Below are 15,029 nucleotides of genomic sequence, written 5' to 3'. Positions count from 1 at the left end.
GTCGGAAAATACGTGAGCACATTGCCACCTGGCTACTCTACTTGCGTCGCACGGCGTGTGATTACCAGATCGTGACGCGGTCGGCCGGGTCCAGCCACAATTCGTCTTCCGCGCGCACATCGAACGCAGCATAGAACGCGTCGATGTTGCGGACGACCTGATTGCAGCGAAATTCGGGCGGCGAGTGCGGATCGATGGTAAGCCGGCGTACGACTTCCTGTTCGCGGACCTTGCCCTGCCAAGCCTGCGCCCACGAGATGAAGAAACGCTGGTCGGCGGTGAGACCGTCGATGTCGGCGCCCGGTTGATCGCCTTGAGCGAGCCGGTATGCCTTGTAGGCAATGCCGAGGCCACCGAGGTCACCGATGTTTTCCCCGATCGTAAGTTCGCCGTTGACCGTGGCGCCGTCAGCGCCGGCGGGAGACAGCGCTGCATACTGCTCGATCAGCGCGCCGGTGAGCTTTTCGAACGATTGGCGGTCAGCATCGGTCCACCAATTGCGCAGTGCGCCCGTGCCGTCGTAGTGCGAGCCCTGATCGTCGAAGCCGTGGCCGATCTCGTGGCCGATGACCGCGCCGATCGCGCCGTAGTTGACCGCATCGTCAGCATCGGCGTGGAAGAATGGTGGCTGCAGGATCGCGGCCGGGAAGACGATCTCGTTCATGGTCGGGTTGTAGTAGGCGTTAACGGTCTGCGGTGTCATGTACCACTCGTCGCGGTCGATCGGGCTGCCGATCTTGGCCAACTCGCGATCCATCGCGACCGCCAAGGAACGCCGGGCATTGCCAAGTAGGTCATCAGGCGCGGTGACGAGCTGTGAGTAGTCGCGCCAGGTGTCGGGATGCCCGATCTTGGGAGTGAACGAGTCCAACTTCTCTAAGGCGCGCTCTTTGGTTTCGTCGCTCATCCACGCGATCGTCTTGATTGACTGGCGATAGGCCTCGATCAGGTTCGCAATCAGCCCCTGCATCCGTTCCTTGGAAGCGGCCGGGAACTCGGTGCGTACATAGATCTTGCCGAGCGCTTCGCCCATATTGCCCTCGACGAAGCCGACGCCACGTTTCCAGCGCGGGCGGAGTTCATCGGTGCCGCTCAGTGTCTTGCCGTAGAACGCGAAGTTGGCGTCGACGAAAGCGCTGGACAGATAGGCAGCACCGCTGTGTACGACATTCCAGCGCAGCCAGTCCTTCCAATTATCGAGCTCAGCCTCGACGAGCAGATTGTCGAGACCTTCAAAGTAAGAGGGTTGGCCGACGATGACCTCGGCGAGAACGTTGTCGGCGACTCCGGCTTTGTCCGACCAGTCGGACCAGTCGAACGACGGCATGAGCGTGCGCAACTCGGCGTTCGACTTAGGGTTGTAGGTCTTCTGCGCATCACGGCAGGCGACCCGATCCCAGTGATGGGCGGCGAGGCGCGTCTCGACGTCGAGCACCCGGCCAGCACGCGCAGCGGGCTCGTCGAGGCCGGCAAGATCGAGCACGGTTGTGATGTGATCGACATACGCGGTACGGATCGGCGCAAAATCATCGTTGCGGTAGTAGGACTCATCGGGCAGCCCGATGCCGCTCTGATTCAAGTAGGTGATGTAGCGGTCCGGATTGCCCTCGTCTGGGGCGATGTACATGCCCAGCAGACCGCTGACTCCGGAGCGTTCGAGTTCACCCAGGGTTGCCACGAAGTCGGCGATCGAGCCGATCGCATCGACCTTGGCCAGTTCGGGTTCGAGTGGGGTCGCGCCGAGCTCTTCGGCCCGGTTGGCATCCATGAAACTCGCATAGAGGTCACCGATCTTGCGCTGCTCATCGTCCTGCGCCTCGGTTCCCGAACGCTCGACGATTGCCCGAATTTTGGCCTCGGCCTCGTCGACGAGGACCACGAAGGCGCCCGCGGTTGCTCGATCCGCATTGATCTTGGCGGTCTTCAGCCATGGGCCGTTGACGTGGCGAAACAGGTCGTCCGCGGGGCGAATACTGGGGTCAAATTGCTGAATATCGATGCCTTGGCTCACGCCGATAGGCTACACAGCGTGAGCAAGCATCAGCCAGTCAAACTCGTCGTCGTGCGAACCGAACGACTGACGCCAGATATGCAGCGGGTCGTTCTCGGTGGCGACGGGTTCGAACTGTTCCTCCAACGGTATGCGGCATTGCCGGAGCTTCCCGGTGGAATGCCGACCGATTGTTATGTCAAACTCGTGTTCCTCGACCCTTCGGTCGACTATCCCGAGCCACTTGATCTGCTGGCGGTGCGCGATGTTGTGCCACCGGAATCGTGGCCGGTCCTACGCACCTACACGATTCGCTGGATCGATCGATCAGCTGAGGAACTCGCGATCGACTTCGTGGTCCATGGTGACACTGGCTTTGCGGGCCCATGGGCGCGCGATGCGAGGCCCGGCGACGTGATGCACCTGCGTGGCCCGAGCGGCGCTTATGCTCCGGATCCGGCCGCCGACTGGCACCTGTTCGTAGGTGATGAGGCTGCGATTCCGGCGATTGGTGCCGGGCTGGAGCGGCTCGATGTGGGCGCGAAGGCGGTTGCCTTCATCGAGGTTGACGGTCCAGAAGCCGAGCACCAGTTTCAAACTGAGGCTGGCGTCGACCTGCACTGGCTCCATCGTGGCGATGCTGAAGCGGGTTCGACCGAACTGCTCGATCAGGCCGTACGGACCTTCGACTGGCTGCCCGGCCGGGCACAGGTTTTTGTGCACGGCGAGTCCGCGCTGCTGAAGTCAGTTCGTCCTTTTGTCCTCAGCGATCGGGGTGTCCCACGATCTGACGTTTCGGTCTCTGGTTATTGGCGCCGGGGGACTACTGAGGAAGGATTCCGGGCCTGGAAGTCCCAGCAGCGCGATGCGATCCTGAAATCAGGCGGGTGATCGGTTCGTGGAGAATCTCGTGAACGCACCGGTCGTGGCCGCGCTTCTGCTCGCCGGCGGTGTTGGGGAACGGGCCGGACAAAGCGTCCCCAAACAACTTGCCGACCTAGGCGGGGTGACAGTCCTCGAACGTGCCGTAGCCGTCTTTGAACGACACCCTCGGATCGGCCGCGTCGTGGTCGTCATGCCCGCCGATCTCGTCGAACGCGCGGCGTTTCTGGTCCCGGGAGCGACAGTGGTTGCCGGCGGCAGCAGCCGCCAATCGAGCGCTGCGCGAGGACTCGCGCTGATCGACGATGACAACGCGTTCGTCCTGATCCACGATGTGGCGCGACCGTTCCTGCCAGCCGAAGTCATTGACCGTTGCCTCGACGCTTTGCGTACCTACGACGCAGTCGGCACCGTTATTGACTCCGTTGACACGGTCTACCAGATCAAGCAGGACGGCGCAGTCAATGAGTTGGTTGAGGTTCCCGAACGGACGACGATGCGTCGCGCCCAAACGCCGCAAGGCTTTCGTTGCGGCGTAATCCGTGATGCGCACCGCCGAGCGGTCGAGGCCGGCAGCGATTCTACCGATGACTGCTCGGTGGTGCTGCTTCACCGCCCGGACGTGCAAATCGCTCTGGTCGCTGGCGATGAGGACAATTTCAAGCTCACGACCGCTGCCGACTTCGCGAGGGCGAAGCAACGACTGGACGATGGAACGCTAAAGTAGCCGAATACCTAGCAGCACTGAAGGAGTCCGATGCGCGTCATCACCTACGGCACCTATGACCTCTTCCACGACGGTCACCGCCGATTGTTGGAACGAGCCAAAGAGCTCGGCGATCATCTCATCGTTGCCGTGACGACCGAAAACTTCGATGACGCACGTGGCAAGCTCAACGTGCAGCAGAGCCTCATGGAGCGCGTACACAATGTGCAGGCGAGTGGCCTGGCCGATGAGGTCATCATTGAGGAGTATGAGGGCCAGAAGATCAACGACATCCAAAAGCACGGTGTCGACATCTTTGCGATCGGCTCGGATTGGCTCGGCAAGTTCGACTATCTCAATGACTATTGCAAAGTTGTCTACCTTGAGCGCACCAAGGGCGTGTCAAGCACGATGCTGCGCAATGAGGCGGCCGGAATTTTGCGGGTCGGCGTCGTGGGCACCGGCAGAATCGCGCACCGTTTCGTCGACGAGGCGCACTACGTCAGCGGTGTCGACATCCACGGAGTCTGGTCACGCAATCACGACAATGTTTCCGCTTTCGTCGAGCGACACGAACTCGACCTCGGCGCCAAGGATTTCGACGAGTTACTCGCTAACGTTGATGCCGTTTACATCGCTTCGCCACATCTGTCGCATGCCGAACAGGTGCGTCACGCGCTCGAGCAGGGCAAACACGTCCTGTGCGAAAAGCCACTGACGCTCACCGCGGCAGAGACCGCCGAGCTGTTCGAACTGGCCGAGGAACGCAATCTGGTGCTCCTCGAGGCCGTCAAGACAGCCTTCGCGCCAGGGTTCGCTCGTATGGTGGCGGTGGCGCGAAGCGGTTCGATCGGTGAGATCTGTTCGGTTGACGCGACGTTCACCAAACTGACGTCCGGTGACGTGCGCGAGTTGGATCCCGAACAGGGCGGCGGCAGCCTGTCGGAGTTGGCTAGTTATCCGCTCGTTGCGATCGTCAAGCTACTCGGTGAAGATCACGTCGAGCAGCGCACCGTGTCATTGAAGTCAGCCCAAGGCGGTGTCGATACATTCTCGCGTATCGATTTGCGCTATCCGCACGCCGTGGCGTCGGCGCGAGTCGGTCTCGGCGTCAAAGCCGAGGGCGATCTCGTAATTGGCGGCACCCAAGGTTATCTCTATGTCCCTGCACCCTGGTGGAAGACCGAGTATTTCGAGTGCCGGTTCGAGAATCCTAACGACAACAAGAAGTTCTACTACAAGTTCGACGGCGACGGTCTGCGCTATGAGATCGCCGAGTTCAGCTCGATGATCCGGCAGGGCAAGTCATCGAACTTCAAGCTGCGTCGCTCGGAGTCTCAGTGGATGGCTCGTGTCATCGAGACCGCCCGCGCTGACGCGGACATCATCAACTGATCCTGGCGTAGGCTAATCCTGAGTCAGGAGAACGTCATGCTCAGCGTGATCAGATTATGGTCCGACGGGATGACCCCGTTGAAATCGCCTTTTGACTTGCCATCTGACTTCAAGTCGAGCACGGTTTCCCACCGGTCGTAGGTGAACTTGCCGCCGCGCGTCATGATGTAGTCCAGATAGGCCCCGATGGGATAGTTGCCGTTCACGATTTGTGGACGGAAGTGACCCTTGATTTCGTTCGGTGTGGGCTTATCCGCGTTCTGTGGGTTGCCGAAGTAGTTGTTGCCGGAATACTTCAGGTTGACTGCGGTGCGCACTTTCGACGTGCCTTTGTATCTGTAGGTGTTGAGTAACGGATCGGTGAAGCCGGCTCCAGTGAATTTCGTGTGTGCGGCGCTGTTAGCGGCGAACTTGGTAGCACTCAGGTCGCCGACGGCGATGACAGGCAGGTTACTGGTGTTCTGTGTGTTGATCTCATCGAGGATGATGCCTGCCTGCTGACCGCGCAACTTATCCTTGGTCGAACCAGGCTCAAGGTGTGTGCTGACGAAAAAGAACTGTTTACCGGTCTTCTTGGTCTTAAAGGTTGCCCAGGCGACGTATCGTCCCGAACCATTGCTCCAGCCTCTATTGTCGAGTTTGCGTGCGCCGGTGCGGAGCAGGTCAAGCCGGCCGCTGTTGTAAATGATGCGGTCCGAGGAGCTGGCCGCATCCGGACAGCGGCTGCTCGCGTCGGGCTCGTAACAGTAACGCTCGACGCTGGTCAGGGCATATGGCGTGCCGAGAGCGTCGGCGATGTCCTGGAACTGTGCGACTCCGCCTTGCGTGTAGCCGCTGCCCGCAGACGCTTCCTGGATGCCGACGACGTCAAGGTTTGAACGACGCAGCTGGTCGGCAACGACCGGAACGCGTGTAGTCCAAGGCTTTTCGTTCTTTTCCTTCTTCATGGGGTCGTAGTATGCACTTGCCACGCGCACATTGAAGCTGCCGACTTTGAGGCCGCTGGTGGGCTTTGGCGGGGCCTTGTAGGAGAAGGTCTTGGTCTTTGAGGTGCCTTTGGACGTCTTGACTTTGATTTTGACCGAGCCAGCCGACTTCTTCGCGGGAGCGTAGGCGTACAGCTTTTTGGTCGACGAATAATTGATCTTGGCTTTCGTGGAGCCGAAGTAGACCTTGGCGCTCTTGGTGAAGCGTTTGCCGGTGATCGTGATCTTCGTTTTGCCGCTGAGCTGCCCCGTTGCCGGCGAGACCTTACTGATTGATGGTTTTTTGCTCGCAGCCTCGGCGGGCGCGGACATTACGGCCAGTCCGAGTGCGGCCGTAGCGCCGAGCGCTGCGAGTCTGAACAGGACTCGAGTGGGCATGCGTGCTGTCTTTCGTTGATGGTTGACAGTCCTGAGACCGTATCTCAATTCAAGATCTGAGTCTCAAGAACGAGCAAACGAAAGACCGATCAGGGTAAACCGAGCCGCAGCGTGACGAGATTGTGATCGGAGGGTATGACACCCGCGAAGCGACCGTTGGATCCGGTATCGACGACGGTTTTCCATTCGACGAGATCGAAGTCTCCGCCCCGCACCAGAATATAATCGAGGTAGGAGCCGATCGGGAAGCCGCCGACGCCTTGCGGTGCGCTCCGGAAGTCATTGAGGCTGCCGTTTCGTATATTGATCAGTTTTTTGACGCGCGTCTCGGCGCCTCGGTAGCGGCGAGTATTGATCAGTGGATCGACGAATCCAGCACCCGTGAGCGCGGCGTGTGCCCCGTTGCCTTGCGGATCAAATTTACTTGCGCCGAGATCGCCGACGAGAACGGTCGAAATGTTCTGGGGGTTCTCCTGGGCGATTGTGTTGAGGATGATGCGTGCCTGACGTACCCGGAGCGCATTGACCTTGCCGGGCTCAAGATGGGTGTTCACGAGCATGAACTTCTTGTTCGAGCGGCGGTCCTTGAACTTCGCCCACGCAACGTTACGAGTTGAGCCAGCGCGGCCCCCACGACTATCCAGTTTCCGGGCGCCCTGCGCGATGAGTTTCAGTCGGTCGCTGTTGTAGATAATGCGGTCTGATGAACTTCCGCCGCCACGGCAAGCGGCTCCGGCGCCAGAGCCCATGCAGTACCGCAACGAATTGGTCAGCTTGTATGGCGATCCGAGCCTGGCGACGATGTCCTCATATTGCGAGCGACCGGTCGCGGTGTATTTGCCGCTGGCCGAAGCCTCCTGGATACCGACGACATCCAGATCCTCGCGCTTGATCTGATCGGCCACAGCCGGCAGACGTTTGATCCAGGGCTGTTCGAGCCGTGACGTGCGGAATTTCCGGTAACCGCTGGCGACGCGGACGTTGAAGCTGCCGACTCGCAGCTGTAGTTCGGCATCGCTGCCAGCCCGATAGGTGGATTTATCGGATGTCTCCGATGACCCGTAGGGCGTCGTGACGTGCACGTTGACCGGGCCGAAGTCGCGCTCAGGCACCGTCGCAGTTAAAACTGTGGGGGAGGTTACGGTGACATTCGTGGCCGGAGTCTTGCCGAAACGCACGGTCGTTCCAGTGACGAAATCTGTGCCGGTGATCGTCACTTCGTGGCCACCCCGTGCCTTGCCCTCATCGGGGGAAAGTTTGGCGATGGTCGGTGGGGCGACGTAGGTGAATTGTGATGAGCGTCCCAAATGCGAGGAGCCGTCAGGTGTTAGGACACGAACTGACGTACTGCCAGCGTCGCTGGCCGGCACACCAACCACGATTCTGCGGTCTGAACCTGATTCAATTTTGGCTCGAATACCACCGAAGGTCACAGTTGGGCGCTCGGTGAAACCAGACCCGGTGATGACAAGCTGAATTCCACCCTCAATCGGTCCGGTAAGCGAAGAAAGTCGAGTGATAGTCGGCCCGGGATCGGACGGCGACGGTGCTGAGCCCGGCCGGATCGTGATCAGGGCCCAAATCACGAACACCGGGATTCCGGCGAGGGCTGCAATCCAGACTCGTCGGGATCTCCGCCGACGCAGATCGCGATGGGACGATGTGCGACGCGCCCGCCTGCTCCCTGGCGAGGAGGGCCGTAATAACCGCGCCATTTTCGGAACTCCTGAGTTGGTTCAACAACCGTGCCCGAACGTTTGCCGTGCTGGCATGCGCTCAGTACAAGAATCAGGGTAGCCCGACGGACAGAGTGATCAGATTATGGTCCGAGGGGATGACGCCCTTAAAATTTCCGTTCGCGTCCAAGTCCATCACCGTATGCCAGTCGGTCATCGTAAAATTGCCGCCTCCGACCATGATGTAGTCAACGTACGATCCGATGGCATAACTGGCGGCCACAGTTGCGGGGGCCTTCTCGAAATAGTTGAGGCTGTTGTAGCGGGTATTGACCAGGTTGGACACCAGCGTCTCGGCGCCTTTGTACTTATAGGTGTTGATGAGCGGGTCGACGAAACCAGCACCTGTCAGCATGTCGTGTGCGACGTTGGCGGGCACGCCTTTGTCGAATTTGCTCGTCGCGAGATCGCCGCTGAAGATGATTGGCAGGTCCGCGGGGTTTTCCTCGGCGATCTCAGTGAGGATGATCCTAGTCTGTGATTCGCGCATCAGGCCGTTCAGTTTGCCGTCCTTGTTGGGCTCAAGATGCGTGTTGACGAAGAAGAATTTCTTGTCGGTGCGCTTGTCCTGGAAGATCGCCCATACGACGTAACGCCCCGAACCGTCCGTGGGCTTGCGGGTGTCGAGTTTGCGGGCACCCTCATTGAGCATTGTTAGGCGGTCCGAGTTATAGATGATGCGATCCGATGAGCTGGCGCCGGTCACACAGTTGCCGGATTTGTCGGAGTCATAGCAATAACGGTCGGAGTTGGTGAGCTTGTACGGCGAACCCAACCGGTTGGCCAAATCTTGGAACTGTGCAACGCCGGTTGCGGTGTGCTTCTTGCTGGCCGAAGCTTCCTGCACGCCGACGACGTCCAGACCTTCACGCTGGATCTGGTTGACGACGACTGGCACTCGGGTGGTCCACGGTTTTTCATAGGGACCGCGCGACGAGTCATAGCCGCTGCCAACGCGTACGTTGAAACTGCCGATGTTCAGTTGGAGTTGTGCATCCGTGCCGTACTGATAAACCGTGGCGCTGTTGGTCTTGGAGGTGCCGGTCGGTGTCGCGACCTTGACTTGGACGCGCTTGATCGCGTGTTTCGGCGACACTGCGGTCAACTGAGTTGGCGACGAAACGGTTACCGCGGTCGCCTTGGTGTCGTCGAACAAGACGACGGAATCGGGAGTGAATGCCGAGCCACGGATCGTGACCTTTGTGCCGCCGTTTGCGCTGCCCTGTGTAGTGGAGAGCGATTGGATGGTCGGCGGCGCGATGTAGGTGTAGGTCGCGGCCGACGATGGGACTGATGTGCCACCCGAGGACGTCACAGTGAGATCTACGATCCCAGCGGAGCCGGCGGGCACGACGGCCGTGAGCCGCTTACTCGACACTTTCTTGACGTTCGTTGAGTAGGTCGAACCGAAGCGCACTTTGGTGGTGCGGGTGTAGTACTGGCCGTCGATCGTGACCGTGTTGCCGCCAACAGTTGGACCGTTCGAGGCCGACACCGCGCTTACCGTCGGAACTTTGCGGTAGGTGAAGACGTCGTTGCTAGACATTGCGGAGGTGCCTGCCGAGGTCTCGACCCGCACATCGACCGGACCGTCGGAGTGCAGGGGACTTACGGCAATGAGCTTCTTGGCCGATGAGTAGGTCACGTGGCTGGCATAAACCGTTCCGAACCTCACCTTGGACGTTTTGGTGAAGTCGGCGCCAGTGATCGTGACAGATTTACCACCCGTGAGCGGCCCAGCCGTGGTGGACAACGATGAGAGACGAGGGGGAGTTTGATAGGTGAACGACGCCGACCGTGTCGCCGACCAGCCACCGGAAGATTTTGCTCTGACATCGACGGCCCCGGAGGTGCCAGCCGGTGCAACGGCGGTGAGTCGTTTGCTCGACACTTTCTTGACCTTGGTGGCATAGACCGAGCCAAACCGCACTTTGGTCGTGCTGGTGTAATAGCTGCCGTCGATCGTGACCTTGGTACCACCGCTACCGGGGCCGGTCGCCGGCGAGATCTTGGAGATCACCGGCGGTTTGCGGTAGGTGAAGACATTCTTCGCGGTTGACTTGGAGGTGCCGCCTGAAGTCTTGATGTGCACATGGACCGGTCCGGCAGAGTGCTTAGGGGTGACGACCATGAGCTTTTTGCTCGAATTCTTGGTCACTTTGCCGGCGTATGCCGACCCGAACCTCACCTTGGACGATTTGGTGAAGTGCTTGCCGCTGATCGTGATCGTTCGACCGCCCGCGATCGGCCCAGCTGTCGCCGACATCGAGGTGAACACCGGCTTGCTCGCGGCCTGAGCGGGCGCGACGGTCAAACCGGCTGTGAGGACTATGGCGCCCAGCATCGGCACAAATACTCGAACAAATCGCGGCATGTCGGTCCCTAGGAAAGTCACTTTGGCATGGTAGCGGGAGCCTACCGACAATGTGACTCATGTGACAAGGCAGCACTGAAGTTACTCTAGTGTGACGGGTGAGACCGTAGTGACTCGAAGTTCAGTCGTCGGAAGGTGTGTCGGTGATCTGCTTGCCGGCGTAAACGGGGGACACCCTGCGACGTTTGACGACTGCCATCGTCGCGAGCACAACTGCCACCAGTGCGCCGCCTCCGCCGATGAACCACGGGAGATTCGAGCCGTTCGATGACGCGGCCGTGTCTTTCGTCTTTTTGATGTCGGCTGGATGTTCGACGGTTCCATCCTTCTTAACGATCTCGAGCCCAGGAGACTGAGTGGTCTTCGGCTTCAGGTCTTTCTTGGTCGCCGGTTGATTGGGGTCTTCGCCTTTGAAGATGGTCGGTTGTTCTGCCGACCCCACCCAGGCATTGGGTGTTTTGAGTTTCGTCCAGTTGCCCTGTTCGATCGCGAACTGGTAGGCGCCGCCGATCAGCCCACCATCGCGATCGGTGGTCCGGTAGTAGACGGAGTAAGTTCCGCGGTCGAGACCGAAATCCAATTGCACCATTGCATTCGATCCGCTGATATCGGGAGCGCTACTGGTGACGTTCTTGCCCTTCGAATCGATCACGTAGATGCGGGTCGACTCAGAGTCGAGGTCCCAGGCGAATGCAAGAACAACCGCGGATGGCGCCCGAGCGAGCACTTCGTGGACTCCCGGCTCTTGAGCTAGGGGTGCATCGTTGGCCGCGAACGCGGGAACTGGTAACAGCAATGCCATCACGAATACGGCCAAGACGCCGATACGACGCGACATTCGGTTCCTCCCGATGGATGAGTCGAACTTCCCAACGACATGAAATTAGTCGGACGCGGGCTCGACGTGGAGTTTACGTCATTGTCAACTCAACTGATAACATCATGCCGGTTGCGACGCATGCCGCCGTTCGGGGACGCATGTTATCTGGACGTCTAGGTTGCGTTGCTCGGGCAAACGCAGCAACGCGAGCGGAGGGATGCATGTTAGGTCTGAACTGGCGACGAGTCACACCTCGTCGACGCCGAGGGACGCTGATCATGGTGGTCGCGTTGCTGACGCTCTCCGGCCTAGTCTTGAGTCCGGCGCTTGCGCTCGATTGGGCTACCGACGACACCGGTATCGCGGGGCCAACCGCGACCTCATGTCCCACATTCACGAGCACGCCGCCACCTTACGACGTGTTTTTCAACATGTCTGACATGGACACCCGAGGTTTCGGCGATGCGGGCAACGAAACACCATGGAATTTTTCCAAGCGCATTGCGCAGATCGTGTGCGGAGCCGAACAAGGGTCGACGATCAACATCGGCATGTTCTTCCTGCGGGCGCTCGGCCCGGTCACCCGTTTTGAGGGCGATCCGGAGCAGATTTGGTTGGCACTTGACTACGTCGTTTCGAAACGCAAAGTCAAAGTCAATCTCGTGAGCGACAACGGCAGCATCACCTCCTCGCTCGGACGCAAGCAGATTATCGCGCGGCTTGGTCCCAGCTCGAAGGTCAAGGCCAAGATCAAATGGTGCACCAACGGTTGCTATGAAACCAACAAATCCAGTGTGCTGCCCAACTCGATTAACCATGAGAAGTTCATCACGGTCAGCGACACGACCTGGGACAAGACGGGTGGACAGCACCCGGCGATCTATTCCAGCTCGGCTAATATTTCCCGCGGCCAGACCCGTAACTACATGGCCGACGGCTCGCTCATCTATAACGACCTGGCGATGTACAACCTGTTCACCAAACGCTTCAAGGGCATGCAGTACTGCGCTGACAACAAATATTGCAGCCTCAGCGGTGTAAACAGATATTCGGGACAGAAGCTCGTGGACGGCAAGAAAATGGGCGGCTATTACCCCAAGGTCTGGGTCGACCCGGTCTATCGTCACGGGACGGACGCCGGGCGCGGCACCACGGTCTCGTTTAGTCCGCAACCGCAGACTGCGCGGGATTACTTCACCAAGCAGTTCGACGATGTCGACTGCAAGGTCGACACGACGGTACGCGTCGGCATGTTCCGGTTGAGCGATTCACGTTCGGAGCAGTTCGCCAGAGCAGCCGAGCGGTTGGCCAAGCGTGGCTGTGATGTCAAGATTATGCTGTCGCCCAAGGGCGGCATGGCAACAATCACCAAGTCGACACTCGCATTCCTCACCAAGGCTCATGTCCCGGTGCGGTGCTCGGCTACACCGCTGCATACCAAGTTCGTTTTGGTTGGTTCGCGACGCAACAACGAGGGCCGGACGCTGTTCGGCACCGCCAACATGTCAACGTCGGGTCTGCGCTACAGCGATGAGCACATGCTGTTGATCGATTCGCGACGCGCGTCATCGGAATACAAGGACGATGCCCGTCGCTTCTTCGCGAAGTTTATGGCCGGTTGGAACGAAATGAATCAGGGGAGCACCACATGCAAGCCATCAAAGTGATGCCCCGCGCCTCGCGCGGGCTGGCCTTGGTCCTGCTGGTGACGGTCGCCGTCCTTGCTGCACTTCTCTCACCGGTGGCTGCGGGGGCCGCAGTTACGGGCGTCCCGCAGAAGCCGAAAACCGAATCGCTGGGGATGGACACCGTTCAGGTGTCGTGGTCCAAGGTGACTGGCGCGACTCGTTACCAAGTTCAGTACGCCACGAAGAGTTCGTTCTCGGGGGCCAAGACCTATGAGCGCAAGGACAAACCAGCCGAGCCAGTCGCCTATATCAACGGACTGACTCGCAACACCAAATATTATTTCCGCGTCTACGCAATTGCCGCAGACGGTGTGAAGAGTAAGGCCAGTACCCCGGTCAATTCGACGCCAAAATATCAGTATGGCTCGGTTGATGCGATCAAGACCACGAACGTTGGTGGCACGTTCATCGACAGCGAATGGTCATTCAACGATAAGACGCTTGGCACGCCAGCGTGGCGGATCCGAGCCGAAGCGGTCTCTAACAGTAAAGATACCCGGGTCAACGACATCGGTTCCGATTCCAATGGCAAGGCGGACCGGCTCAAAAAGAATACGTATTACTACATCAGCGTCGCATCGCTCCTGCCCAAGGAAGGCGATGCGCCGGCCGTTCGGGTTGGCCCCTATTCCAAAGCGATCAAGGTTAAAACGTCCAATTTGGCGGTCAACGGACCTACCGACCTGAAAATGATCGTCCAAAATTCTTACTACATCACACTCGGTTGGACCCCACCGGCCGCACCGGGCAACATTCGTTCTGGCGACCAGTACGTCGTCCAGTACGCCAAAAACACTTCGATGTCAGGCGCCAAGACGGTTACTCGAACGAGCGCAACCAGCAAGAAAGTTACTGGGCTCAGCTCCAACGTCAACTACTTCATGCGTGTCTATGTGGTCGATGCTTCGGGCAACAAAGTGTCAGACTCCTCCGACGTGCGACAGACCAAGACGCCGACAGCACGTGGAACGATCACCGGTAATGTCTCGGGAATCCCTGCCAGCGCGCGCAAGGACTTGGTCGTCACTGCCTACTCCACGACCTACCGCACTGACTCCAAGGGCAAAAAATCCAAGGCCGGTGACCACGGCAACCTCGTCGAAGAGTCAGACGTCCCCGTCAACCCAAATGGCAACTACACGATCAAAGTTCGACCGGGCACCTATCGTGTGCAGGCCTCTTACACCGGACGCGACAACTACACCTCGCTATGGGCCGGCTGCAGTGCGCCAGCCGCGCCGATGGGCGCCACTTGTACGAGCAACGGTTCGCCGGTTTACGCCTACGCCAAAAACATGTCGGTCAGCGCCAACATCCAAACCACCGCACAGACGGTCAACCTGGGGACGGGTGGCAAGGTCTCCGGTGTTGTCAAGGACTCAGCTGGCACGCCGCTGAAATCCGTCGACGTAACCGCGCGCAGCTGCTGGAGCGAAGGCTCCGACTATAAACGTGACGTCATGGCGATGACACAGACAACTGGCTCGGGTGGCTACCAGCTCAGTGGTCTCGCCGACGGCTGGTACTGGCTGCGTTTTGTCTATAACAGAGGTGACGGCTTTGCGGGTTATGCTGCCGCGGTCAAGCTCACCAATCATCAGGTCGTCGCGGCGCGGCCATCGGGTGATTCCTGTTTGAAGGATAAGTCGGGATCGCCTATTGCGAAGACAAACGTCAAGCTGAGCCCGAAGGACTTCCGCAAGAAGTACGCGCTCCACGTTTATGGTTCGCGCAAAGTCGGCACGACCTTGAAGTCGAAGTTCAACAAGTGGATCGGTGACCAGTATGGTGCGTCGGCGACATATTCCAAGATGTCTTGGGTATGGACACGCGACGGCAAGAACATCCGTGGCACCAGCGGCAGCACTACGACCAACAGTTCTGGTTCCAGAGACTACTGCAGCAGGATCCGTTGCACTCCGACCTACAAATTGAAGTCGGCGGACCGTAAGCATTACGTCAGTCTCAAGGTCACCTACAGCCGTTACGGATACTTCACCCAGACCAAAACATACAAAAAATTCAAGGTCCGCTGAACTGGCGGGCTAAGGAACGGCCCGGCTGGCTGATTCTG

10 protein-coding genes are annotated in these 15,029 nt (G+C 59.2%); 5 read left to right on the top strand and 5 right to left on the bottom strand.

The window, feature by feature from the left end; translation table 11 throughout:
- Positions 1-61: 61 nt before the first annotated feature.
- Positions 62-2,011, bottom strand: coding sequence for a M13 family metallopeptidase (locus AC2YB9_RS12740; RefSeq protein WP_487265717.1), 1,950 nt, complete (start codon positions 2,009-2,011; stop codon positions 62-64).
- Between the two features lie 18 nt (positions 2,012-2,029).
- On the opposite strand from AC2YB9_RS12740, the gene AC2YB9_RS12735 reads away from it, so the two are divergent.
- From AC2YB9_RS12735 to AC2YB9_RS12725, 3 genes are read left to right on the top strand one after another with little or no spacing between them, the layout of a single operon-like run.
- Positions 2,030-2,881: a siderophore-interacting protein gene (locus tag AC2YB9_RS12735; protein WP_487265716.1), complete on the top strand. Its 852-nt coding sequence runs from the start codon at positions 2,030-2,032 to the stop codon at positions 2,879-2,881.
- 19 nt (positions 2,882-2,900) lie between these two features.
- Entirely contained in the window at positions 2,901-3,599 is a 699-nt protein-coding gene (gene ispD / locus AC2YB9_RS12730; RefSeq protein ID WP_487265715.1) for a 2-C-methyl-D-erythritol 4-phosphate cytidylyltransferase, read from the top strand.
- Positions 3,600-3,629: 30 nt separating this feature from the next.
- A complete protein-coding gene (locus AC2YB9_RS12725) occupies positions 3,630-4,973 on the top strand; it encodes a Gfo/Idh/MocA family oxidoreductase (RefSeq protein WP_487265714.1) in 1,344 nt (447 codons plus the stop codon).
- Between the two features lie 23 nt (positions 4,974-4,996).
- Here the strand turns inward: AC2YB9_RS12725 and AC2YB9_RS12720 are convergent, their stop codons facing one another.
- The 4 genes from AC2YB9_RS12720 to AC2YB9_RS12705 form a co-directional block, all read right to left on the bottom strand.
- Positions 4,997-6,337: an IPT/TIG domain-containing protein gene (locus AC2YB9_RS12720; RefSeq protein ID WP_487265713.1), complete on the bottom strand. Its 1,341-nt coding sequence runs from the start codon at positions 6,335-6,337 to the stop codon at positions 4,997-4,999.
- 89 nt (positions 6,338-6,426) lie between these two features.
- On the bottom strand, positions 6,427-7,929 hold the full coding sequence (locus AC2YB9_RS12715) for an IPT/TIG domain-containing protein (RefSeq protein ID WP_487265712.1): 1,503 nt from the start codon (positions 7,927-7,929) through the stop codon (positions 6,427-6,429).
- Positions 7,930-8,125: 196 nt separating this feature from the next.
- Positions 8,126-10,468, bottom strand: a complete 2,343-nt coding sequence (locus tag AC2YB9_RS12710; protein ID WP_487265711.1) for an IPT/TIG domain-containing protein — start codon at positions 10,466-10,468, stop codon at positions 8,126-8,128.
- 100 nt (positions 10,469-10,568) lie between these two features.
- Positions 10,569-11,285 carry a copper resistance CopC family protein gene (locus AC2YB9_RS12705; protein ID WP_487265710.1) on the bottom strand — a complete coding sequence of 239 codons (717 nt, stop codon included), beginning with the start codon at positions 11,283-11,285 and terminating at the stop codon, positions 10,569-10,571.
- A gap of 203 nt (positions 11,286-11,488) precedes the next feature.
- On the opposite strand from AC2YB9_RS12705, the gene AC2YB9_RS12700 reads away from it, so the two are divergent.
- Together AC2YB9_RS12700 and AC2YB9_RS12695 are read left to right on the top strand one after the other, a co-directional pair.
- Positions 11,489-12,934 carry a phospholipase D-like domain-containing protein gene (locus AC2YB9_RS12700; RefSeq protein WP_487265709.1) on the top strand — a complete coding sequence of 482 codons (1,446 nt, stop codon included), beginning with the start codon at positions 11,489-11,491 and terminating at the stop codon, positions 12,932-12,934.
- A complete protein-coding gene (locus AC2YB9_RS12695) occupies positions 12,916-14,991 on the top strand; it encodes a fibronectin type III domain-containing protein (protein ID WP_487265708.1) in 2,076 nt (691 codons plus the stop codon). Before AC2YB9_RS12700 ends, AC2YB9_RS12695 begins: the two co-directional genes overlap by 19 nt.
- Positions 14,992-15,029: the final 38 nt, after the last annotated feature.

Source organism: Aeromicrobium changchenzhani, from assembly GCF_057586615.1.
The sequence above is the reverse complement of the archived record's forward strand: the minus strand, read 5'-3'. Positions and strand labels throughout refer to the sequence as shown.

What these genes read in the sequence shown, in the direction of transcription:
- AC2YB9_RS12720 (WP_487265713.1), bottom strand. Translation starts at nt 6,337, where the DNA reads ATGCCCACTCGAGTCCTGTTCAGACTCGCAGCGCTCGGCGCTACGGCC.
- AC2YB9_RS12700 (WP_487265709.1), top strand. Translation starts at nt 11,489, where the DNA reads ATGTTAGGTCTGAACTGGCGACGAGTCACACCTCGTCGACGCCGAGGG.
- AC2YB9_RS12725 (WP_487265714.1), top strand. Translation starts at nt 3,630, where the DNA reads ATGCGCGTCATCACCTACGGCACCTATGACCTCTTCCACGACGGTCAC.
- AC2YB9_RS12695 (WP_487265708.1), top strand. Translation starts at nt 12,916, where the DNA reads ATGCAAGCCATCAAAGTGATGCCCCGCGCCTCGCGCGGGCTGGCCTTG.
- AC2YB9_RS12705 (WP_487265710.1), bottom strand. Translation starts at nt 11,285, where the DNA reads ATGTCGCGTCGTATCGGCGTCTTGGCCGTATTCGTGATGGCATTGCTG.